The 23283-nt window shown below is 43.7% G+C and carries 19 protein-coding genes; 8 read left to right on the forward strand and 11 right to left on the reverse strand.

Annotated elements, in window-relative coordinates:
* Positions 1-60: 60 nt before the first annotated feature.
* Positions 61-507 (reverse strand): hypothetical protein, encoded by a 447-nt coding sequence (locus ABEA14_RS13750; RefSeq protein WP_345340601.1) that lies wholly within the window; start codon positions 505-507, stop codon positions 61-63.
* Positions 508-1192: 685 nt separating this feature from the next.
* On the opposite strand from ABEA14_RS13750, the gene ABEA14_RS13755 reads away from it, so the two are divergent.
* Complete coding sequence (locus ABEA14_RS13755) at positions 1193-1462, forward strand: ECs_2282 family putative zinc-binding protein (protein ID WP_345340602.1); 270 nt, start codon at positions 1193-1195, stop codon at positions 1460-1462.
* A 1-nt stretch (position 1463) separates the two neighbouring features.
* Complete coding sequence (locus ABEA14_RS13760; RefSeq protein ID WP_345340603.1) at positions 1464-1934, forward strand: hypothetical protein; 471 nt, start codon at positions 1464-1466, stop codon at positions 1932-1934.
* Positions 1935-2014: 80 nt separating this feature from the next.
* Here the strand turns inward: ABEA14_RS13760 and nadS are convergent, their stop codons facing one another.
* The 8 genes from nadS to ABEA14_RS13800 form a co-directional block, all read right to left on the reverse strand.
* On the reverse strand, positions 2015-2299 hold the full coding sequence (gene nadS / locus ABEA14_RS13765; protein WP_345340604.1) for a NadS family protein: 285 nt from the start codon (positions 2297-2299) through the stop codon (positions 2015-2017).
* Between the two features lie 101 nt (positions 2300-2400).
* Positions 2401-3000, reverse strand: coding sequence for a hypothetical protein (locus ABEA14_RS13770; RefSeq protein WP_345340605.1), 600 nt, complete (start codon positions 2998-3000; stop codon positions 2401-2403).
* Positions 2987-6322, reverse strand: coding sequence for a P-loop NTPase fold protein (locus ABEA14_RS13775; RefSeq protein WP_345340606.1), 3336 nt, complete (start codon positions 6320-6322; stop codon positions 2987-2989). Before ABEA14_RS13775 ends, ABEA14_RS13770 begins: the two co-directional genes overlap by 14 nt.
* A 298-nt stretch (positions 6323-6620) precedes the next feature.
* Positions 6621-6887, reverse strand: coding sequence for a YkgJ family cysteine cluster protein (locus tag ABEA14_RS13780; RefSeq protein WP_345340656.1), 267 nt, complete (start codon positions 6885-6887; stop codon positions 6621-6623).
* A gap of 66 nt (positions 6888-6953) precedes the next feature.
* Entirely contained in the window at positions 6954-7379 is a 426-nt protein-coding gene (locus ABEA14_RS13785; RefSeq protein WP_345340607.1) for a hypothetical protein, read from the reverse strand.
* The gene (locus ABEA14_RS13790; RefSeq protein WP_345340608.1) at positions 7372-9471 is read right to left on the reverse strand and encodes a hypothetical protein; all 2100 of its coding nucleotides are present in this window, start codon (positions 9469-9471) and stop codon (positions 7372-7374) included. Before ABEA14_RS13790 ends, ABEA14_RS13785 begins: the two co-directional genes overlap by 8 nt.
* A complete protein-coding gene (locus ABEA14_RS13795) occupies positions 9459-11198 on the reverse strand; it encodes a hypothetical protein (protein WP_345340609.1) in 1740 nt (579 codons plus the stop codon). Before ABEA14_RS13795 ends, ABEA14_RS13790 begins: the two co-directional genes overlap by 13 nt.
* Positions 11195-12412 (reverse strand): tyrosine-type recombinase/integrase, encoded by a 1218-nt coding sequence (locus ABEA14_RS13800; protein WP_345340610.1) that lies wholly within the window; start codon positions 12410-12412, stop codon positions 11195-11197. Before ABEA14_RS13800 ends, ABEA14_RS13795 begins: the two co-directional genes overlap by 4 nt.
* A 431-nt stretch (positions 12413-12843) precedes the next feature.
* Between ABEA14_RS13800 and ABEA14_RS13805 the strand changes: the two genes are divergently transcribed.
* The 4 genes from ABEA14_RS13805 (at position 12844) to ABEA14_RS13820 (ending at position 20553) form a co-directional block, all read left to right on the forward strand.
* Positions 12844-13599, forward strand: coding sequence for a hypothetical protein (locus ABEA14_RS13805; RefSeq protein ID WP_345340611.1), 756 nt, complete (start codon positions 12844-12846; stop codon positions 13597-13599).
* 1203 nt (positions 13600-14802) lie between these two features.
* Complete coding sequence (locus tag ABEA14_RS13810) at positions 14803-16044, forward strand: TolC family protein (RefSeq protein WP_345340612.1); 1242 nt, start codon at positions 14803-14805, stop codon at positions 16042-16044.
* 15 nt (positions 16045-16059) lie between these two features.
* The gene (locus ABEA14_RS13815) at positions 16060-17340 is read left to right on the forward strand and encodes an efflux RND transporter periplasmic adaptor subunit (RefSeq protein ID WP_345340613.1); all 1281 of its coding nucleotides are present in this window, start codon (positions 16060-16062) and stop codon (positions 17338-17340) included.
* A gap of 15 nt (positions 17341-17355) precedes the next feature.
* A complete protein-coding gene (locus ABEA14_RS13820) occupies positions 17356-20553 on the forward strand; it encodes an efflux RND transporter permease subunit (protein ID WP_345340614.1) in 3198 nt (1065 codons plus the stop codon).
* 53 nt (positions 20554-20606) lie between these two features.
* Here the strand turns inward: ABEA14_RS13820 and ABEA14_RS13825 are convergent, their stop codons facing one another.
* Positions 20607-21017: a MerR family transcriptional regulator gene (locus tag ABEA14_RS13825; protein WP_345340615.1), complete on the reverse strand. Its 411-nt coding sequence runs from the start codon at positions 21015-21017 to the stop codon at positions 20607-20609.
* 113 nt (positions 21018-21130) lie between these two features.
* On the opposite strand from ABEA14_RS13825, the gene ABEA14_RS13830 reads away from it, so the two are divergent.
* Both ABEA14_RS13830 and ABEA14_RS13835 read left to right on the forward strand, forming a co-directional pair.
* A complete protein-coding gene (locus ABEA14_RS13830) occupies positions 21131-21601 on the forward strand; it encodes a methyltransferase family protein (RefSeq protein WP_345340616.1) in 471 nt (156 codons plus the stop codon).
* Between the two features lie 328 nt (positions 21602-21929).
* Positions 21930-22319 carry an acetyl-CoA sensor PanZ family protein gene (locus tag ABEA14_RS13835; RefSeq protein WP_345340617.1) on the forward strand — a complete coding sequence of 130 codons (390 nt, stop codon included), beginning with the start codon at positions 21930-21932 and terminating at the stop codon, positions 22317-22319.
* A 69-nt stretch (positions 22320-22388) separates the two neighbouring features.
* Here ABEA14_RS13835 and rpoH read toward each other — a convergent pair whose 3' ends face one another.
* Entirely contained in the window at positions 22389-23243 is an 855-nt protein-coding gene (gene rpoH / locus ABEA14_RS13840; RefSeq protein ID WP_345340618.1) for an RNA polymerase sigma factor RpoH, read from the reverse strand.
* Positions 23244-23283 lie beyond the last annotated feature (40 nt).

The raw sequence follows: 23283 nt of genomic DNA on the forward strand, positions 1-23283 counted from the left end.
AACTTCACTACATTCAACAGATTTTTATATTTTTGAAAATGAGTTTTTTCTATTTTTACTCTATGGTTTATTTCTCTGTCTGCTCTTTGAAAAATCTCTTTGTGTTGTTTTCAGTTTGATTGCGGACGCTTTTATTTTATTTTCCATATTTAAATCTTTTATTCGACGATTGATTTTGCTTAATGCGCATTTCGCTAAACTCTCTATCGATCTTTTGCCGGAATTCCAACATTCTTCAAGTATTTTATTTAGCTCAGAGTCTGATATTGAACTAGGTAGTGATATTATTTCCATTAATTTAGATTTGGCGCACTCAAACTTAAAAGTTGTTGGTTTTATCAATTTTTTATTGTCATGGTTGAAATGTGTATGTTCTTCTAGTTTTTTTATTGCTTCTTTAAAGTATGTAATAAGGTCTAAGTGAGTTGTATCCTCTTTTCCTTTTTTTAATGCTTTCTCTATGTGATTGTAATTATTTAGGTCTACCGGGTCTTCATTGCTTGACATAAAAATCCTTACTATAGAGCAACTAATCAACTGATTGATTTCAAACTCTATCATAATATAAGGTTTATTAATAATGTTTGGCTTCCCTTTATTATCGATATGAACTCGAAATTCTTGGTGCTGTGGTAAGGCTATATACTTAATTTTTTTGAGTATTTAGATTGAAAAAATTGAACGACGTATCCGCCCTGTCGTATCAATCCTTCACTGTAAGAGTACTAACGAATTGCAATTTTGAGCTATGGTCAATCCAGTATCTCATTAGTAGAGCTAGTGTATGTTAGTCTTTATAGTAGCGGTCAGCATCGCTTGTCTTTTGACTCTCGTGGTTTTTCTCGGAACTCATTTGGGAGCTAAATGGGGAGAAACAATGTATCAGAGAAAGGTTGATGTCAGGCAGGAGAGAATGGTGAATGCCTGGAAGAATTGCTGAGTTTCGTATAAGAAGACTACTGTTCACAGCTGTGAACACCTCCGATTTTGTACATTTTTAGCATATGCGAGGGGGATGTTAGAACTCATCCCCATGACTCTAACATTTTAGACTCCCATATTTCGCCCATGTTTTAGAGAGATCTACCACCTCATGTCAGCTCGGGGTGGTGCGACCGCCTTGTGTACCTGCAGCTTTTGTAGACAATCAAGGAAGGTCAAATCGTTTGAAATGCGTTTGCCGGAGTTTTGAATGCAAGAGTTTAGTGTTAGCGTTTCTTTGCTATGCCCGATCTGTGGTAGTGATCAGTTTAAATGCGATGAAGAGGCGGAGGGGTCTATAATCTGTGCCGATTGCGGTTACGAGAGTTTTCGAGACGAACTGGTTTCTGACAATTCTGAGCAGATTGATGCTGAAGAACTATGTGGCGAAGTTAAAGAGCAACTTGAGGAGAAGATGCTTAAGTCGCTGCAACAATTGTTTAAAGGAAGTACGAGTATCAAGGTAAAAAGGGGACACTGAGTTGGGGAATTTTGATTGGGCTGCGTTGATAGCCTTAGCGGCACTGTGCCTCGCTCTTTACAACACCTTTAGTGGACGTCTGCTGGCTAGAAAGCAAGAAGAATTAGCCGATGTTAAGAATGCTCTCCACAAGGTGCAGCTAAGACTTGAAAGCATGCGTGCACTTGAAATGCAAAAAGCAGATTTTGGCGCTCGTTTCGTTAAAGAAGGAAAATCAACAAAGCTTGTCATTACCAATCGAGGCAAGGTCGAAGCAAGAGATGTGACGATTACTTTTCTGGAGGGGCCGTACTTCGTTTTGAACCAAGAAGCAGAGGATAAATTCCCAATGACCTCCATGGACTCAATGAGCAGTGTACGTCTGTTAGCAATATCTTCTCTGAGTATGTCGAAAGTGAAAGAAAAATTTCTTATACAGTGGGTAGATGATACTGGAAGACAAAGTAAAACTTTTGACATCCCAATCAACTAGTGTTCTCCAATGAGTTAGTTTTGTTGAAACGTTGATCAATTTTCTCTTGGCGGTAACCCCAGGTTAGCTTTGCTAAATAGTCAGTGAAGAGCAAGTTCGTGGAAAATGGTTGGATTTTTATCTATGGCGAATAAGATCTTTGCAGCTATCCCTGTTGGGTTACGCCGTCTGGATTCCCAGCTTTTGACGGTGTCTAGGCTAGCTCCTAGAGCGGTGGAAAATTGCAGCTGAGAAACCCCCAATCGATTTCGAAGGGCTTTTACGTCGATTAATTCATATCGATACACTCGAGATGCTTCTCTATTTTCTTGTTGGATTTCTATAGCCTCTTCTAAAGAGGCTTTTAATTCTTTAAACAAATCCATTATTACTCCCACGGGGCGAAAGACTTTAGTTACACGTCTGCTTCAAAACACCAACGTGAAACCAGCCTTTAATTATAGATTGTAGGTGTACAGTGTACCCGCTAAGTATGATCTTTGTTAGCCCTTAGCAGCTCATCAACTACATGTGAAACGTACTCTGGGTTGTTCCTGAGTTGATATGCGCGAGCAAGAGTCAAAATGGACATTACTCCACTTTTTGTTTCGGACGCCAGCCTCTCTCTTTCGTCACTTCCCCATTCAATAAAAACTTGCTGCTCCAAGTTTTTCGTATAAATTGGCGTTACCAGCGTAGTGAATATCTCATCAGCCCTCATTTCCTTATAAGCACACCATTGTGCTCTGATATCTAGTATTCCTTGTTCCAGATACACCTTGCATGCCAAAGTGCAATCTACACTGGGGTTTAGATCGGTGCGAGAATAAATCTCAAGCTTCCCAATATCATCGTTTGGTATCTTCTCTATCAGTTCGGAGAACTCTGGACAAGATGTTGGATCCGTCAGTGCAACCTGGCCATTTTCCTTAGCCAATAACCGGTTTAATTGCTTCACGAAAAATGAAGGTGCCACTTCCTCTGATAAATCGTTAACACAGCTCAAGTTTAGACTAGCGTAGCCGTCTACAACCTGATATGAACCAAAGAAAAAATCTTGGCAACTGCTTACTTTAAGAAACTGCACTTTTCTTCATTCCTTCTGATGATTTTTCTATTAGACGAGTCAGCCTTTCATAACCACCAACAGGGTTAGATTCGGCCGCTGAAAGCAGCTGCTGGCGTTCTTCGTCTTGCCAATCGTTCAGGTACCAACGCTGGTTGTCTAACCATTGAATGACAGTATCATCTTCGGCTTTTTCAACCATCAAAGTGTAGGCGCTTCTCACGTCAGGATGAGTCGCTTTCTGAAGTGTGAATATTGACCCTAAGCAGCTAATTATGTTTGACCGAGCAGTGGTGCTAGTCGGCTGCTCTGCGACTTTATTTTTAGCTTGGTTGCTCAAGCGGTTTAATTCATTTTTTGGAAGCAACTTCGCGCATAGTGCAACAAAAGCACTGTGATCCAACATGTTGGAAAAAGAATCAGATTTACTTAACTCAGCGCTTAGCGCCTCGTAAAGTCCTTTAAAATTCTCAATGGTAGTCTCTGAATCTACCAACCAGGTTACCACCATCTTTAAGTTGAGAGCTGGTGCTGCGAGCCAGTTAAGCCAAGTTTCTTTACTGTTTTCGTTAGCGTCAATATATGAAAGTAACTTTTGCTGCCAATCTCCTTCGTTATCATGTTTTATGACATCTTCAATGAATTTAGTGGCCCAGTCGCTAGGCGAGGTTTTCAAATACTGTAACCAACCACTACAAAAATTTATTAGCACATGTAGTTCGGTCTCTTTAAACAGTTTTCTAACGGAAGAATAGTGATCACACAATATTTCTCTGATAGTTAGAGAGTGAACGCGGTTTGAAGCTATCATGGCTTTTACTGCATCACTCAGGTAGCCTGATACATGCTCAAGGCGCAGATTCGTTAAAATGCTACTGAACCTCTTTGTAAATACCAAGTAATCAGTAAGGTAGCTGACGTAGCCAGGATATTTATCTAGTTTTGGCTCAATAAATGCCCAACGAGGCTGACTAATTAAATGTCTATTAGCGTTGAGCATCTGTATGCTGCCTTCCGTAGTTGTGGCAACGAGATTGGCGAGTATGCATGCTAAGATTTTTTCGCACAGCTCTTTACTCATCTGCTCTTCATGATCTTCGAAATACTCAAACAGCTCTTTGATATAGCCTTCTGACTCATTCCAACTAGTTGTAAACGGAAGAATATCCAACCAGCTTTCAGGGTCATCATCAAAGCCTACGCTTAAATTTGCTGTAGGCGATTCATTTGAAGAAAAATCAATCAAACCTAACTTGTGGTCTTCGCGGATCCACTCATAAAGACTTGAATGCTCAAACTCATCGTCATTAGCAATTAGGTTCAGAAGCTCACTTTTACTATTTAGGGGTAAGTAAGTCTCTTCAATGTTCCAGTAGGAATAGTTGTCTTTACGAGTCCATAGCAAAGCAAATAGCTTAACTGGAGGATTTTCAATCACAAATGGCTTCTTGCCCAGTAGTTTGGAGTAGGCATAAACATGATCAACCGACTGTTCGCTACCCTCTGACGCCGGGAAATCAATTTCTCTCAGACTCTTCTGGAGTTTTTGTTGCTTAGATCTTACAAGAGAGAGGTCAACGTCGTAGCCTCTTTTAACAAGGAACTCTATAGCGTCAACGTAATCCTCGGAGTAAGAAAGTTCGGCTGAGCTTTCAGCTGACAAGCGATTGAACCTCGGGAGCCATTTATCAACCCAAGATATACCTTTATCACCATGTGCTACAGCCCTTGCAGCGAGTTCAACTAAGGCAGGTGGATTCGAGCGTTCAATCTGGCGCTCAAAGAATACGTCGTAGCCAAGAACATCAGATAGCTCTATCAACCTCTCCTCATCGGCGCTAGTTAGAGCTGCTCTAATAGGTTCGCCGAGCAACTCACTTTTAGCGATGTCTGGTAATGTCTGATAATGAATACATGCTATTTGGGTGGCCCATATATCACTTTCTCCTACGGAGCGGTTGAGTAACTTATGGGTTTGACTAATTTGGACTTTCAATCTGGCTTTGTCGTCCGCCTCGGGGATTGTTTGAGAAGGGATTTCAGCCGAAAGGAGTTGCTCAAGTGTAAGTTTGCCATGTTGATTTTTAAGGCCTAAAACGTATGTGGCACATGATGCACCATGGAGCCTTTCTGCTGGACAACTCGCTAATATACTGGCGATATCATTAATGAGCTTCTTCAATTGACGAGGAGTAACGCCTTGTCCAGGTCGTTGCCACATGTCAATCAACTCTGCAGCAATGTTAACCCCCTCTACGCTATTGCCTAGGTTTTCCTCCCACAACTTTCGAAACTGGTCTCGCCAGCCTGCTGTAACAATGGGCGGAGCCTGAAACACGATAGGAAGTCTCTTCGATATGTACTCCATGCCGCTATAAAGCTCGTTGTCATCATCATCACTCAGTGACTTGGCTACGTGCGCAGATGAAAAGGGAACCAAAACCTTCATTTTTTTACCTGCTAGGGCATTGATGATGTTGAGGTCACTCCATATCTCTCTAACCAATCGAGCTTCGACACGATCTAAGTTGTCTATAACCAAAACAATGGTTTTATCTTCAGGGATGGACTGAGTGAAAGCTGTAAGAGCGTCTTTGAGTTCTAGGCTCCCAACTTCCCTGCTTACATCAAACGTCTCTTGAATTCTGTCTATGCTGTTTCGCTTGAAAACGTCTGCTAGCCTTACGACGTCTTTTTTCTTCCCTTTTTTAAGTTGATATGAGTTGTAACGCCAATTAACCAGGAGAACGATAAGTGGGGAGAAACCTAATAGGGCTTCAACAGAAAAAGGCAGATATAGAGGATTAGTATTATTGATGAACAATGTATCAAAGAACGTTATAAGGGATTCGATTCCTTCTTTTGCATATCGAATTGAAAACGCAATTGAGACCGCATAGGCAATGACTAGCCAACTCAAGCTACTGTTGGTCCGCTTTGTATACTCCAAAACATTTCCAAGCGCTTGATTGGCCGCTTTATCTATTCTTTTCTGAGTCAGGGAATTCACTTGGTTTAGGTTCTTGATTTCCTTCTGAAGAACCTTAATCAAAGCTGTTTTTATGGATGAGTGGTGATGTGTATCTACATCAAAAATCACAAAGTGATAGCGGTCTTGGTCAAGGCGGTCTTCAAGCAGTTTGATGATGGTGCTTTTGCCAGCGCCAAGCTCACCCTCAAGCCCTAATGTGTGTGCGGAATCATCCTCCTCGATCACTCGCTTGAGCGCATTCGCAGCATGGCTATGCCCTTGACCATCAAAGAGATCTTCGGATGATGGTTCCTCTGTTTGAAACTTAGGGAAAGAGGCTTCGAGTGAAATGGAGTCTTCTTGGTCGCACATACCGTGATTTCCTTTTCGAGTAACAACGTGCTTTAGTTTGAACCAATCACCGAACTATAAAAATGATCGTCGCCGAATAAATGGATAAGAATGAGATTTTTCGTGAAATTCAATACTTGTATTCAGGGTATGAAGGTACACGCTCAAATTACTTAAAGCATTATCACTTAACATGAATCTTGCACCTGTCCTCTTCCACTGTGTAGAGATTAGAACTTGAGGCCTACTACGGATATCATTTGGACTTTTAAATAATTCTGATGTGTCTTGTTCGTTCTGGGGCTAATCTTGCGAAAAACTACTCAAAAACTCCAGTATCTCTCTCTAGCTCCGTAAGAAGCTCCAATGCAGTCTCAGGACCTTTGCCACAAATTACCTTGTCACTTGTGAAGGCATCGCATACAGCCGGTCGTTCTGGTGAATCAAACAAGCGACACAGGTTATGCTCATCAAGTTGTACGCAGCGTTCCCCTGCAGGCTTACCTGAAGGCATCCCTGGAATAGGAGAAGAAATAGAGGGTGCAATACAGCAAGCCCCGCAGCCCTTTCCTGATCTCTCGGAAATGCATGGTGACCAATCAGACACCTCAACTATGTGCTCAATCACTAATGGGCCTTGAAGCTATTCATGTTAAGAACGATTTTTGACCGCGAATTCTAATACGTTTACGTCTGCAAGGCCATGTCGTTCTAGATGCTTTAGGTATCTTTGGAGGTGGTGCAGTTGGTATGCTAGCTCGAGTTTTTCGCCTTCAGCTTGTTTTAGTTGTGCTTTGTATGAATCCCTCTGTTTTCGATACTTTCGCTTTAAGCCTATCTCCCTCTTTATTCTTTTCTGAAGTTCTGGTGACCCATTGTCATTGGTGGAAACCATGGTGGCTTTGGCCTTTTGAATCTTTTGCTTCAAGCTCACATAAAGTGGGTGATTGTAATTCAAGGCGCCATTTGCCAGGCCCGCTCGTTTCTCTATCGCATGTTGACTAATGCGTGCCCCATTAGCGATCAATTCGCACAGCGCTCTCTCTGCTGCATCTGCGCTCAATTTAACTTTACTCACAAATAACCCCATAGAACTCGAGACATTGTTGATAACTTTCCATCTCTAGACGGAAGAACTCTTGGCTGGCTTCGGGAAGTCCTTTAGTCTTGGAGTTCAGATAAAGCTGACGGTATCTCTTATACCTGTTTAGCCAAATAGGTATAGATTCCCTATCAGCGACTAAGTTTTCACAGTCTGGCCTGCAGTTTGCTGACTGCAAAGTGGCTGCAAAATCACAGTCTTGACCATTCATACAATACATGCCATTACCTAGCGACATCACTTTGGATTTCCTTCTCTTCGCCAGAGACATTGCATGAGAAAACGACTGATACACCTTTGTCTTAGCGCCTCCAAGTTTAGATTGCTCCAGCAACTTCCCACCTTTCCCGTATAGGTTATTACCCTCCTGAAATCTAATCGCTAAACTAGCAGCACGTTCTAGGTCAGCCCTTTCGAGCTCCTTTGCAAATGCAGCGGCTATTCGCCCCGGAGCTCTACTGTTCGCTAGGGCCCCTTCCGTATACCATTCTGAGATTGTTTTACCTAGGTGCTTTAAGTGGATAGCCAGGTGACTCATGGAAACAAGTTCCAGTCGCTTAACATGAACAGCGATACTTCTTCTATATTGGTGTGAGGATATAGGCCATAAAGCCCCTATCTGTACTTCTTTTTCTGCCTCCAATGGCTTGCCAAGATTTGGATTAAGCCTCCAAAATTCTGCTAAATCATCAGTAGAAACTCTAATATTATGAGCACGGCTCCAACTGAGTTGCCTTTCAGATGACCTTTGGTCACGCATTAGAGAAAAATCCCTATTTGCATGAAAACGCCTTGCATCCGTTTTAATATATAATGAGTTCAGTTCGCGACCAGATTTTTGGAACATACATTCACCCAGTAAGCGCATTTTTCGAAAAATTTCTTCTACTATAGGGGGAGCGGCCCACCAATCTTCAGTTCCACCTTCATCCGAATTCTTGTATGTATTAGCCCTAATCCCTACCCAATCTCTCTCCAGAATTAACGAACCAAACTTGATAGTCGTGGCCTCACTTTTTCTCATACCTGTAAACGCCTGAAAAGCCTCGCACGCAATTAGTGCTTGCCGATTATAGAAGGTATATATCTCTTCCATGTCTACCAAAAATTTTGGAAATCGCCTGTTATAACTAACAACATCAACTTTCTTAGCGACGCCATCAGAAATTACTATTCTAGAAAGCTTCTTATTTCTGTAAGAGTCCATTGTTTGCTCACTACGGACTATGACCAATGAGCTAATAGCACTATTTTTCTGGTTGTAAATCAACTTCAGATTAGGCTGGCAAAATTCATCCAAATAGTAGAGCCAGTTATTGTTGTGATGTTTAATTCCTTTTCTATCCAAGTACTTTCTATACTTTAATGGTAACGTAGATATATATAGCCAGCTATCCATGCATACTTTCAAATCTAAAAAATAGTCTGCATAGGATTTCCAATAGGCATTTAGTATTCGCATCGGCATGCAATAGCTTTGATTATCGTTTCTTCCAGGCGAAAGTTTTGTGAAGTTAGTATTAAGGAAAAAACCGTACTCTCCAAAAACGGTCATTTTCATATTGCACATCCTTGATAATGATTTAAAATAATTATCAATAGTGCTTTTGCCTCTTCCTTGCTGGAATGATTTTAAAAAATACTCTCTAATAGGTGCCTTGTCTAAATCAAAAATTGACTTAGCACCAATGGTTTCTAAGTGTTTTGCTATTACGATAATATTTTCAATTGTTCTAATGATAGATGCTAGTTTACATTTCCTTAGAGAAAACCATAGTAAATATATACCTACTATTTTTACTTCAAGCATCATTTTTTTGTTTAATTTTAAAAAACAGGCTTTTCTATAAGTTTCTCTTCCTTGAATTAAATGATGATTAGTCCATACATTGTCTTGAAATTTTATGGGTTTGTTTAATTCATCCCCTGGTATAACGGTGATGTTTTCTAACTGTTGGAAATTTTCTGATTTAAAGGCAGTTCTAATTATATCTTCATTAGGATAATCATCCTGAATAATATAATTTGAATCAACGTAATCCAAAGTTATTTTATTTATTCTCTCCATGCTTCATCTACTCCGTTCAAGTGTAATTTACTCTTAGCCTTAGCGAGCTTTTTACGATCAACGAACTCGAGCATGAAGTTTATTTTCTCGACGAGATCCTGGTAGTTTGAAGATGCTTTAGATGAACCTACGTAAACGGTTTTATTGTATTCAATCATCCACTTGAAGCTAAGTAACTGGTAAATAGCATTCTGGTCGTCAATAACAGCACAGTTCTCGCAATTAACACAGTTACTTAGATCTGCGCATATCTTTGGATTTCTTCCATATTTTTCCTGTTTGAAAATGTGTTTCTTAGCAATATTTGTGAGGTTATCTGGGGCAATGCAACCAAGGCCATTTATTTGTGTTTCCACTTCAACACTATTTCTCAGAGTTATACCAAAGTCTTCAGCTACTTTTTCTCTTTCTCTGAAGCTCTTTTCATTTATTGCTGAATCTATAAGAAAGCTTAGTGCGGAACTCATTGCCGCTCTGGCTTCCTCCTCATTTCCAAGTGCATAGTTTCGCCTATATGTTTCCCAACTATGTTGAGCTTTCTCTATAATAGCTATAGGCTGTTTTAGCTCATTGTCTACAATTTGCTCAGCAGTTCGCCTTATTTTTCTGGAAGAAATTTGAGGAAATATTTCACCATGTAGATCTAAAATTTTTGCTATTGGGTGTGTTCTAAATACAGATAAAGAAGGTGAAAATGTTCTTATTTCTTTTGATGGCTGCTTCACCATGAAAAATAACGAATCGTGATCTATTGTGAATCCTTCTTTCAGCAGGTGTTCAAGTAATTTTTTTCTATTTTTAAGGAACTTATCTAAAAATCCTCTGCCACTTCTGTCCGCATCAATGTGTGAGTTGCCGATTGTTAGTCGTATGAATTTATTTGCTCTGCCTTTATAGATAAAATCACTCTCGGCTCCTTCGTTGTTCATACTGAAATCGTTGCATTTTAGACTGGTTATTTGGCTTTCATTTCCCCATGTGTAAATACAAAAGAGTACGAAAGAACTGTGAAAAAACCAGTAAATAGGATTTCTGAACTGGTAATCATACTCTATATCCTTTTGTGGTAACTTAAATGTCTCTGTCGAAACTATATTTGTTATCTGAAATATTCTATGGCCATGTTCTGCTCTTCTGACATGCTCCACCAGTAATCTTCCACTAACCTCAAATATTTCTTTGGCGACATGGCTAATTAGCATTAGTTCTTTTCGAGTGTATGCTCGATTTCCTCTAATGTATTTTGTTGCTTTAAACTGGTAGTTATATTTTGATTGTAAATCCCCAGTATAATCTAAAAACTTATTTACAAACGATAGTCGGCTAATTGCATGGGCTCGACCTATTTCTCTTGAGTAAATTCGTTTTTGGAGATGATTGGCATAGTTTGGGACAGTGCTACAATCTCTTATATCTCTCTTCAATTTAAACTGAAGGTCAAAAAATTCTTTCAACGCTCCAAAAACTGTTAGTCTCCCCGATGGTGCATAAGTTAATAAGAAAGAGCTAACCAACCTCGTATTTGAATATAAATCCATGTCAAATTCATAGGAATATTTTTTAAATTTAGCAATGTTTACCCCTCTTGCTGATCCGTTAGATAGTGATTTTCCATTAAAGAAGCATTTTAAAGACAGTAGATTCAGGTCGATTACTTGGCGGTTATCGTCAGCCTTACCGACCTTTACAATAAGTTCTGGGTCATATTCTTTAACAGTCAGTTTCATTTGACAAACTCCTGACCCGCAATAGCATCTATTATTTCAGCCACTGAACTTGCAAGCGATTGTCGGTTCAAGAACCTAATATATTTTAGAGTCGTTTTTTCATCTTTATGGCCCATATAGTATTTTACAAATTCAATACATGCTTCTAGATTGTTCGGCTCCAGCTGCATTGCTATGGTAAGCAATTCGGTAGCAAACGTAGCTCTAAGGTCGTGTGGTCGATATGTGAATTCTTCACCAAATACACTCTTATATTTTACTTTCAATCTATACCAGGAACTGTAGAACGCCTGCTTAGACATTTCTGTCCCATTTTTTGTTATGAAGAGTGGAGGCACCTTGGTATTATTTTTGATTTTATATTTTGATAATCTTTCTAATAAGGTTTTACTATATTTAAGTTCAACTATCTCAGATAGGAAAGATTTGGTCATAAAGACTTCTCTTTCTTTACTGAATTTTGTTTTTACACCATAACGTGGACCTATGGTTATCCCACCAATTAGACTGGTTTCGTTCTTATCTAGTATATCTTCGTTGAATAGTGAATACGGTATGCTCAGCACCTCTGACACTCTAAGACCACACTGCATCATAAGCTTTATTATTGTGGAGGTCTGGGCGTTGTCGGCACTTATGATTTTAAGTAGGTTCTCTTGTTTTTCTTTTGGTAACGGACATAGCGAAGGGATTTGTTTGCGCGCGACTCTAATAGAAAGATCAGAGGATTTTATTTTTCTATATCCATCAACTATGCTTTTTCTATATTGGAAAAAGTCACTAGTTGATATTATCTTTTCTTCCTCCAGCATTTCGTAGAAAGATTTTATAATAAGAATATAGTTGTTAGCTGTACTACTAGATAAGCTATTCTCTTCGCTAATTCTTTCCAATAAGTATTGTCGGTAACCATAAGTAGGACTCTCGTATTTTAAAATGGTCGGTTTGAAGGGGTCTAAATTTTTCTCTTGGAGCCAACTTGTCCAAGATTTCATTGCTTTAGCTGTAGGAAGTAAATCTTTTTTTCCTTCGGAAGCTTTTTTGAGTATGAATAGATTTATCTGTCGACAAAGAGTGCGATTTGTTACGCCTGTGAGCACAGGGATCTGTACATTTTTATATTGTCCTCTCATAGTGATTTGAGTTTGATTAGAAGAACGTAAATTCTCCATGACACCAAGTCTCACTTTGACCCCATCAATTATCGTGACCACGTAACGGTTTCCATACTATGCGAATGCTATTAAAACTTGAAAGTTAGAACATATATTCGGGAAGTACAGTTTTTGGTAAATTTGGAAGGAGTTTAGTCAGAAGGTTTGTTGCATAGATACCATACATAGCCATCTCAAAGGCAAGAATCAAAATGAGCTTTAAAAAGATAATTTATAATATAATCAGCAGGATATAAGTCGAAATGTTTGTGGGAGCCACTTAATGCCGCTCCTTAGATAGTTGAATGAATATATCTTATAGCGAAGTAGTGTTTCAGCTACATATTTGTAGCGTAAGATACACTTGTTTCATTTGAAACCGCCAATGGGCTTCTATCATGAATGGGAACTGTATCGTCATTCTTGTTATGACCGTATCTAGGTAACCTAAACTAAGAAAATGCGACCTCAAAGGAATGGAGTGATGCTAGATGAAAGAGAATATCCACAATAGAATCTCGCTTGGCGTTGCCGTTATGGCAGTTGTGCTGTCGCAGTTCCCACCAATTCACAAACTATTTGATGATGCTGAGCTAAAGATCGAAGTTGCACAGAACCTCTATGCAACCGAGCAACTTGGCCACGTGGTCTTGCAACCTACCGTCACTATCCACAATCAGGGTGAAGTGTCCGGGATAATTGACCGAATAACACTCGACTTGACTCGACACAGTGATGAAGAGTCTATGAACTTCACTGTCCACTCTTTCTATCCGCCAGAAGCACCACTCGATCCGTTGGCTCCCCCTGTTGCCTTACCGTTTCACAGCATTCATGTTAAACCAAACGATTCTTGGACAGCCATGACCATTGCCTCCAAGAGATTACCAAACCAAGAGGACATGAATCTGATTTCTGAACTTGCAAACAAAATGAAATTGGAAATCGGAGCATTCAATCCTGACCAGCCAGATTTTCATGAAGTATCACAGGAACTCTTTGAAGAGGTATCCGAAATTAGTTGGAAAAACCTGGAGTTTTTTACTCCCGGCGAATACTCCGTAACACTCACTGCAAGAGACTCTGATGGTAACTCTGTCCATAAAAGCAATTACACTTTCTTGATAGATGACTGGCACATGGACCAGTTTGGTCGAAGTATTGAAAAGTACCGATATGGCGAATCAATTGTTCGGCCGCCAGCTGAGTCATATGCAATTGTGATTTCGCTGAAAACCAAAGAATAGTGGACCGTCCGCGCAGGTGGAGCAGGCCGGTAATATATATGCATGTTGAGTTAGGCCATAGGGTCACCTAGTCCTATGGCGCGAGTGGTTGATTCTCTGGCAGTGGTGTTCAGTAACCTTTTGGAGAATAGTCGTGCAAAGGGTAGTTGCTTAAGTGGAGAGATTTGCTTCTTCAGAAGTCGCCTTCGTGTAATCAAGGTAGCATGAGAGCGCCTGACCATTGGAAAGTTAGTGTGCAATACGAGCGTACTTCACTTGCTGTAGTCGCGGAAATGAGAGTGCAAGAGCTCTCGCTCGGCAAAATGCTAAAGCATTCTGGTGAGCAAGTCTTATGAAGTCATCTGCCAGGTCTGGCCCACAAGTTTACGCAATCTCTGATTATGAATGGATCGGAGAACTGAAGGAAAGACGCTTCGGTTTTGTTTGTACCTCCGCTAAGAGTTATGTCTAAAGTTGATTAGCCACAACTTCATCTAACACTCCTCGACAACTGAACGTGACTAAACTTGATAGGCAGTTTCGAGCGATTTGCGGTCATTGATTTGAAAACGGCGTGATTTAGAGAATTGCTGTAAGCAGACTTTCGAAACTCCAATTGCTTCCTGATGCGCTTGCGGTAGTTGACAGTTTTTAGCATCAATTCACGCGCTTCGTGTATCTGGATTTATTTGTTTGAAGCCTGCAACTTGTCGAATTTACATGCCTTTGATAGATTTGCTTTTTAAGTTTGGAACGAATTTGGGGTCAGCTTCTGTTGGTTAGTAAGTGTTTTGCTTCACTGCTTGCTCTTTTGGTTGTTCTGCAATCAGGGCTAGCTACAGCTTATGCTTATGAATCACATCAATCAGGCTTGGAGCATTATCAAGCTAATCATTTCCACCAACACGAAGTAGATAAAGAAGTGCCAAAAGGGCACATTGAAGGGGACTCCGTCAGCCAAAGTTCCGAGCTCCCTCCGCACGATTGTCACCAGTGTGGTCACTGCCATGGCCATAGCTCTGTCGCACTTGTCGTGTTAAATCCAACTATCCCCTCACAGCTTTTGAGTGGGGAAGAAATTGACTTTTTGCCCAGCCAAACCAAGTACATCCCCGTCTCTCTGTTCCGCCCTCCGATAGCGTAATCGACTTTTTCATTTTTCTTTAAGCTCGTGGTGGCCTAAGCCTCTGCGTATCTATCGATATCCAATGTTTGGTCGAAACAATGACAAATATTTCTTTAAAGCGCTTTGTCCGTGCGATGTGTTGTTTTCCGTTCGGCGTACTATGCGCAACCTTTCTTAATTCTCAAGCGTTAGCCAGTGATTGGAACAATTGGTTAGCCAATCAAATAAATCAGCACCCAGATGTGATGGCCGCTAAGGAACGTTGGCAGGGAGCCAAAGCTAATGCGGATTCAATTCTTCAGCCTATCTACAATCCGGAGCTCTCTGCCGGAGCAGAACGTAATGGCGATGAAAACAACTATGCAGTGGGCTTGGCGCAAACCGTAGACCTTTGGGATAGGAGCGCAGTAAACGTTAAACAGGCTGCGCACTTAAAAAATGCGGCCATGTACATGTACAAGCAACAAGTGCTCGAAAAAACTGCTGAGGTTGTTAGAGCTTTAGTGGAATGGCAAAGCGCTAATCTGGCTGCCAGCATCGCTAAAGCACAGCAAAAACAACTTTATTCGATGCTCAATCTCATCGACACGCGGCAAAAGTCAGGCGACCTGGGAACAGTGGATGCTGAACTGACATTTTTGTCGTTGTCACAGCAGATCTCGCAAGTCGCAGATGTCGAAGCTAACTTGTTGCAAACCGAAGTGAGACTTCGGGAGCTACTGCCACAGTGGACACAATCCAAGGGAGGGATCCCGAAGAAGTTTTGGCCATCAACGATTCCAGTCGCTAGCGATGAGGGGGTAAGGCAACACCCGCAGGTTGCGAGTGCAGAATCCGTCTGGCGTTCACTTAAGGAGAACAGTGAATTAGCTCGCAGAGCGGAGAAGGCTGATCCGACTTTTGGGATAAATGCCGGTCGTGACGGTGGTGATAGCCTAGTTGGATTAACCGTTTCCATTCCTCTTCATGTACGAAATGACTTTAGTGCTGAGACCCGAGCGGCTCAGAGCATGGAGCTTGAAGCAGAGGCGCAGTGGATAGCGACTTTTCGGAAGCAGCGCGTTGACTGGGATGCCGCAAGGGGAGCCTGGCAACGTTATGAATATCACCTTGAAAAATGGGAAGCGCTATTAGCTCATCGTGTTGAAAGCAGTGAAAAGCTGCTGGAGCGGCAATGGCAAAGTGGTGATCTCTCAACGCCAAACTATTTATCAGCCTTAAACCAACGCACTGAGAGCCTCCTCGCAGGTATAGAGCTAAAAAAACAAGCGCAGCTTTCACTAACAGAAGCCCTCTATCAGTCCGGTCAGTTGACCGCTCTCATCCAGCCTGCGAACTGAAATTAGGACAACTTAATGAACATGAAATTTACCACTTTTTTGATCGCTGGCTTTCTGAGCTCTGGGGTTGTATTTGCGTCAAAAACAGAGCACGGCCATACACATGTCTCTCCGCCAACCGAGAGTCGCGAAAAACTCCAAGAGCCTCACCAACCAGATGAGGAACATGGCCATGAAGAGCACGGTGAGCATTTGCTTGATGAACACGATGAGCACGATGAGCACGATGAGCACGAGCACAAAAGACAAGGGGGAGCCGACACTGTCGATGAAGCTCATGGTGTCGAAGGCGCTGCGATACTAAGTCGGGAGCAAATTGCGCTTGCTGACGTTTTCGTCGAACCACTCAAGGCCAGGCAAGTTGACTATCAACTTTATGCACCAGGAGAAGTCCTTACAAACGGCTACACAAGCTATCGGGTATCACCTCGCGTTCCCTCCTTGGTTCTCAGTCGCCATGTGGCTCTCGGCGAGCATGTCAAAAAAGGACAGGCCCTTGTCACGCTTTTTAGTGAGAATGTCGCCGTCGTTCAATCTCAATTTCGTACTGCTTGGCCCGAGTGGCAGAGAGTTGAGTCGTTGGGCAGAAAGACAGTCGGTGACAAGCGTTACTTTGAAGCAAAATCCAACCTCGAAGCTGTAGAAGCTACTTTGTTGGCATACGGACTGTCTCACAATGATCTAGAAGCTTTAAAAAGTCAGAGGCCGCCATCATTGGGCAAATATACGCTTCGGGCTGAAATCGATGGCGCAGTTCTGTCTGATGAGTTTGAGCAAGGACAGCGTCTTGAGGCTGGCGATCCACTCATTCTTATTGCCGACGAAAAGCAGCTATGGGTCGAGGCGCACTTGCCGCCCAATTTACACCTCTCTTTGGAGGCCGGAGCAAAGGCTGAAGTGGTGAGTGTAGATGTACGGTTGGACGCCGTTGTATCTCAAGAAGCCCACACCATAGACCCGGTCACACGAACGCGCCTTGTGCGATTGCTTGTAGACAATACTGCTCATCAACTTCATCCCGGCCAATTTGCTGAAGTGTTTTTCAACTTTCGCACGAAGCATTCAGTGATTGCTGTACCCGAGACAGCATTGATTCGAGATGCACATGGGGATTGGACTGTTTTTGTCGAAGACCATCCAGGCGAGTTTGTTCCTAAAGAAGTTGAGTTAGGAGATTCCTATGGGCAAGTTCGCGAAATTTTGGGCATTGAACCTGGCACGCGGGTTGTTACGAAGGGAGCGTTTTTCGTCGCTTCACAGATCGCCAAAGGCGGTTTTGACCCACACAACCACTAGGCGAACGGAGTCTCAATGTTTAATCGAATTATTGATTGGGCAGTGGCCAACAGGTTGTTGGTACTAATAGCCCTTGGCGTACTAATCGTCAGTTCAACCTTCCTGATCCCTAAGTTAAATTTGGATGCATTCCCTGACGTCACCAATGTTCAGGTTTCAGTAAACACTGAAGCGCCGGGACTCGCCGCCGAAGAGGTAGAGCAGCTCATTACCTACCCGATCGAAGCGGTTATGTATGCGTTGCCGGATGTACAAGAGGTGCGCTCTATATCCAAGACGGGGCTGTCCGGCGTTACAGTCGTCTTTAAAGAAGGTACCGACATATACTTTGCCCGACAGTTGGTGTTTGAAAGGCTCCAAGCTGCTAAAGAGCTAATTCCTGAGGGGGTAGGCACGCCCGAAATGGGGCCGAATACTTCCGGTTTAGGGCAAGTCTACCAATACTTGTTAGTGGCCGAGCCCGAATCGGGATTTGACGCAATGGCGTTGCGCAGTCTTAACGACTGGGTAGTGAAGCTGCTGCTTATCCCAGCGGAGGGAGTCACCGATGTACTCTCATTCGGTGGCAAGGTTCGCCAGTATCAAGTCAATTTGAACCCTTCATTATTGCTCGCTTACGAACTTTCACAAGATGACGTAATAGCCGCGCTCGAACGAAACAACACCAATGTTGGCGGCTGGTACATGAATCGTGGCCAGGAGCAACTCGTAATTAGAGGGACTGGTTGGGTGGCCTCGGGAGACCTTGGGCTGGAGCAACTTGGACAAGTACCGGTTAAAACCATTGAAGGCGTGACGGTCACAGTTGCCAACGTTGCTGAAGTGACATTGGGTGGAGAGATCCGTCAAGGCGCTGTGACAATGAGTCGCAAAAATGAAGATGGCACCATCGAGAATCTCGGAGAGGTTGTATCAGGGATCGTTCTCAAGCGTATGGGGGCAAACACCAAGGCGACTATCGACGGGATAAACAGCAGGGTTGAGCGTATTAATCAGGCGTTACCTGATGGGGTTCACTTCGAAGCTTTCTATGACCAGGCAGATCTGATTTCGCAAGCGGTGCAGACGGTAGTCAATGCGCTGTTATTGGCCTTTGCGCTGATCGTCGTGATATTGGCGCTGTTTCTGATGAACCTTAGAGCTACATTACTGGTGCTCATTTCTATCCCAATTTCTATCGGCATCGCGTTGATGGTAATGGCTTGGTTTGGTATCTCCGCCAACCTGATGTCATTGGGAGGGATCGCCGTCGCTATCGGAATGCTCGTTGATGGCTCTGTCGTCATGGTCGAAAACATGTTTAAGCATTTGAGTCACCCTGATGCTGAGCATGATGAAGAAAGAGCAGCCTTAGCAGGTGGCTCGACAAGCGTTCTCACTAATGGCGAAGAGAACGAAGCAGGTATTGCTTTAAGGCTTCAACAAGCTGGGCGAGAAGTGGCGCGACCTATCTTCTTTGCAACAGCAATTATCTTAGTTGTCTTCATGCCGCTATTCAGCTTTGAAGGGGTAGAGGCCAAGCTGTTTCAACCCATGGCTGTGAGCATCATGTTGGCGATGCTGGCAGCCGTTGTGGTTGCTATGGTGATTGTACCTGCGCTCGCGACATACTTGTTCAGACATGGTGTGAGAGCGCGGCAAAGCTTTGTGCTTCAACCTCTTGAACGCGCTTACCGTGCAGGCCTGCATTGGGGATTAAATCATCGTAAAGCGGTCGTCACCGTAGCGGCTGTGTTAGTCATTGCAGCAGTAGCTGTCGTTCCGCGTCTGGGAACAGAGTTTGTGCCAGAGCTTGAAGAAGGCACGATCAATCTGCGGGTAACACTGGCTCCATCTTCAAGCCTCAATACAGCACTGGAGGTTGCGCCCAAACTCGAAGCCATCTTGATGAAGTTTCCCGAAGTGACTTATGCCATGTCTCGTATTGGCCGAGCAGAAATTGGTGGTGATCCTGAGCCAGTCAACAACATAGAAATCTACATTGGTCTAAAGCCAGTTGCTCAATGGACAAGTGCAGACAACCGTTATGAGTTGCAAACACTTATGGAACATCAGCTTGAACAACACCCTGGCCTGCTATTCAACTTCTCTCAGCCAATTGCCACACGGGTGGACGAGTTGCTCTCTGGGGTCAAAGCACAACTGGCGATTAAACTCTTTGGTCCTGACCTGACCGTGTTAGCGCAGAAAGGTCAAGCCATTGAGGTCGCCGTAAAGGAAGTTGCAGGTGCTCGTGATGTCGCTATGGAGCAAATCGCCGGTGAATCTCAATTAGTTGTGAAACCTAATCGCCGTGCGCTCTCCAGATACGGATTGGATGTTGAAGATGTTATGGCGATGGTCCGTGATGGCATGGGAGGCGCGAGTGCGGGACAGATCATTAACGGTAACGAACGTTATGACATTTATGTGCGAATAGCAGAGCAGTTCCGCCAGGATAGAGAGCAAATCGCTGAACTGCGTTTACGTTCACCTTCCGGCGCATGGGTGCGCTTGGGCGATGTGGCAGAGGTGTCGGTAGAGTCTGGCCCACCACAAGTGCGCCGAGATGACGTTCAGCGCCGGGTAGTCATCCAAGCTAACGTCCATGGCAGAGATATGGGCAGCGTGGTGGCTGATATTCAGGAGACTATCGCCAGAAAGGTTGATTTACCTTCTGGTTACTCAATTGATATCGGAGGTCAGTACGAGAACCAACAGAGAGCGCAGCAGCGTTTGTTCCTTGTCGTGCCGTTGTCTCTTGGTTTAATTGCTCTGCTGTTGTACTTCACGTTCGCTTCCGTTGGCCAAGCGATGTTGATTCTCGTGAATGTGCCACTGGCCGTGATTGGAGGGGTATTCTCTCTGTGGTTATCTGGTCAGTACTTATCTGTGCCAAGCTCTGTCGGTTTCATTACGTTGTTTGGAGTAGCAGTGTTGAATGGTGTTGTCATGGTAGAAAGCATCAATCAACGCATTAAAGACGGTTCACCTGTTGAAAGCGCTGTGTTTGATGGTGCGCTCTCAAGGCTAAGGCCGGTGTTAATGACAGCGATGACCTCCGCTTTGGGGCTTATCCCTATGTTACTTTCAAATGGGGTTGGCGCTGAGATCCAAAAACCGTTGGCTACAGTTATTGTCGGGGGTCTGGTAACCGCAACCCTACTAACGCTCTTTGTATTACCAGTGCTGTTTGTATGGTTCTCAAAAGGCAAGCTACGAGAGATGTCCTAACTAAGGAGCCTGCCGTTTCGTCTCGAAGCGGTAGGCTAATCTTCGGTTAAGTCTTAGTGTTCACTCTCGCACTGTGAATGGTCAGCAAGTGCTTTAATAACAGAGCATTGATCACTCGCGCCGCTATCAGTCAGCGAAACAATTCGCTCCAGTTCATCCTCTAGCCGCTTCAAACGTGCTAATCGAGAGCGCACAGATGCCAAATGCTGCGCTGCGATTGAGTGTGCGTTTTTGCAAGAGGCGTGAGGCTGGTGATCGAGTGAAATGAGCTCTCGTACATCATCCAGCGAAAATCCTAAATCCCTTGCATGTTTTACGAATCTCAGCCGCTGCAACTCTTGTTCAGAGTACTGGCGTTGATTCCCTTCCGAGCGACATGCCGCAGTAATAAGCCGCTGTTGTTCATAGTAACGAATCGTGGGCACTTTTACGCCGGTTGCTTTGGACATCTGCCCTATGGACATGAGTGTTGTTCTTTTCAGTTCCATTTTGTCTTGATCAAAATAAGCGCTTGAACCTCTAGTTACTAGAGGTTTTAACATAGGCTCAACTAATGTTGAAAGCGAGGTATGCAGGCATGTGGTATTCATCAAAGCTGGAGTTGAAGGTTCCGCCAATCGTCGTGATGTTTTTGACCGCCTGCCTTATGTTTTTGGCATCGAAAGTAACTGCTCAGCTTTCGTATGATGTGCTGGCAATTAAAGTGACGGGATGGTTTTTTGCTTTGGTTGGATTGATTGTCATTGGTCGCGGCGTACAAGTTTTTCGAAACCACCAAACAACAGTCGATCCGCGAACCCCAAATGCTTCGAGTCACTTGGTGACGTCAGACATATATGGTCTAACACGGAATCCAATGTATCTGGGCATGGCACTGTGTCTACTGGGTTGGGCACTCTGTCTCGGCAGTGTAATTGCTCCGGCTTTTGTGTTTGGCTACGTTGCCTACATCACCCGATTTCAAATCTTGCCAGAAGAGCGTTTTCTTGTGAGCAAGTTTGGGCAAGCCTATGTTGCTTACATGAGGGTAGTTAAGCGCTGGGTTTGAAAAAGTCGTCTTTTATTAAGTGACTCCAATGGCAGCTATCAGGCAAAGAAGCTCGATGGCAGACGCATCGGGACTGGCCGCAATTGGCACATAGCCGCTGTACGATGAAGTTAAATCTTCAACCTCATCTATACCAGACCGAGTATCAACTAATAAATCTAAAGTTCCTCTTTAGAATTTCTAAGCTCTTTGAAATGGGCGTGATTTCTAACAACACGAAAACAGGGTGGCACCACACCCAAGTCGACAAGACATGACCGGGGGCTGTTCGATTTCACGCGTCAGGCTGCTAGAATCTGCCGAAAACATAATATGACTTGATACTTCTATGCGTTTAACTGCTTCAACTACGTCGCTGCTGGATGGGCAGATGACATCGGATTTGGCCAAGCTATACAGCGCGGAGTTTTTAGAACAGGCTGAACAGCAGATCGCCACAGGCGATACTCAGTGGGTGCTGGCTAAATTTAACGGGCGCTATATTGGCGCGGGATTGTTTAATATTCAAGCAAAACAGTTGTCGGCATTGACGGTGCGGGACGTGACTCGCCGCCGAGGCGTAGGTCGACTGTTAGTGGAGTATTGTCGTCAACAGATCCAACAAAACGCTAACGATGCAAAGCTGGAATTGCACTGGCCTGCTGTAGAAGCGGAAGTCACAGCATTTTCTGAAGCGGTTGGCGGAGAAGCTAAGGACGAAGGTATTTGGGTTGTGTAGCGCCATCGCCAGCTAGAAATTAAAAAACCGGCTAAATGCCGGTTTTTTACTGAGTCTTCGAAAAGAGAATTACGCCAAGCTCTGCTTAAGCTTTTTCATCGCGTTCTTTTCGAGCTGTCTAACGCGCTCTGCTGAGACAGAGTACTTATCTGCCAAATCCTGCAACGTTTGTTTCTCTTCGCTTAGCCAGCGGGCCTGAAGGATATCGCGACTGCGGTCATCGAGCGTGTCGATAGCAGCTTTCAGGCGACGTGCTGAATTAGCTTCCCAGTTATCCTGTTCCAGCGTTTCAGCGAAGTCAGAGCTTTTATCTTCCAGATAAAGCGCAGGCGAGAAGCTACCTCCGGCCTGTTCGTCATCATCTGAGCTGAGCTCGAATGCCTGGTCGTGGGAACTCATACGAGCTTCCATCTCCATCACCTCTTTGGTGCTGACACCCAGCTCCTCGGCAACGGTATTTACTTCGTCCTGGTTAAACCAACCCAGACGCTTTTTATTCTTACGCAGGTTAAAGAACAGCTTGCGTTGTGCTTTGGTGGTGGCGATCTTAACAATACGCCAGTTACGCAGTACGTATTCGTGGATCTCAGCTTTGATCCAATGTACGGCAAATGAGACCAAACGAACGCCTACTGTGGGGTCAAAGCGTTTGACAGCTTTCATCAAGCCAACGCTACCTTCCTGAATCAGATCTGCCTGTGGCAGCCCGTAGCCAGCGTACCCTTTCGCGACGTGAACAACGAAACGCAGGTGGGACATAATCAACTGGCGGGCAGCAGACAGGTCACCCTCTTGCTGCAGGCGTTCAGCCAGATCCCGCTCCTCCTCAGGGGTGAGCATGGGAATGTTGTTGACCATACGCACATAGGACTCGATATTGCCCGGCTGTACGGTTAACGCCATTGACTGTGTTGATGTTGTCATGAATACCTCTCTTTAACGCATCCTGCTGAGGTGTGTCTTA

It is taken from the genome of Corallincola platygyrae (assembly GCF_039544265.1).
GTDB lineage: Bacteria > Pseudomonadota > Gammaproteobacteria > Enterobacterales > Neiellaceae > Corallincola > Corallincola platygyrae.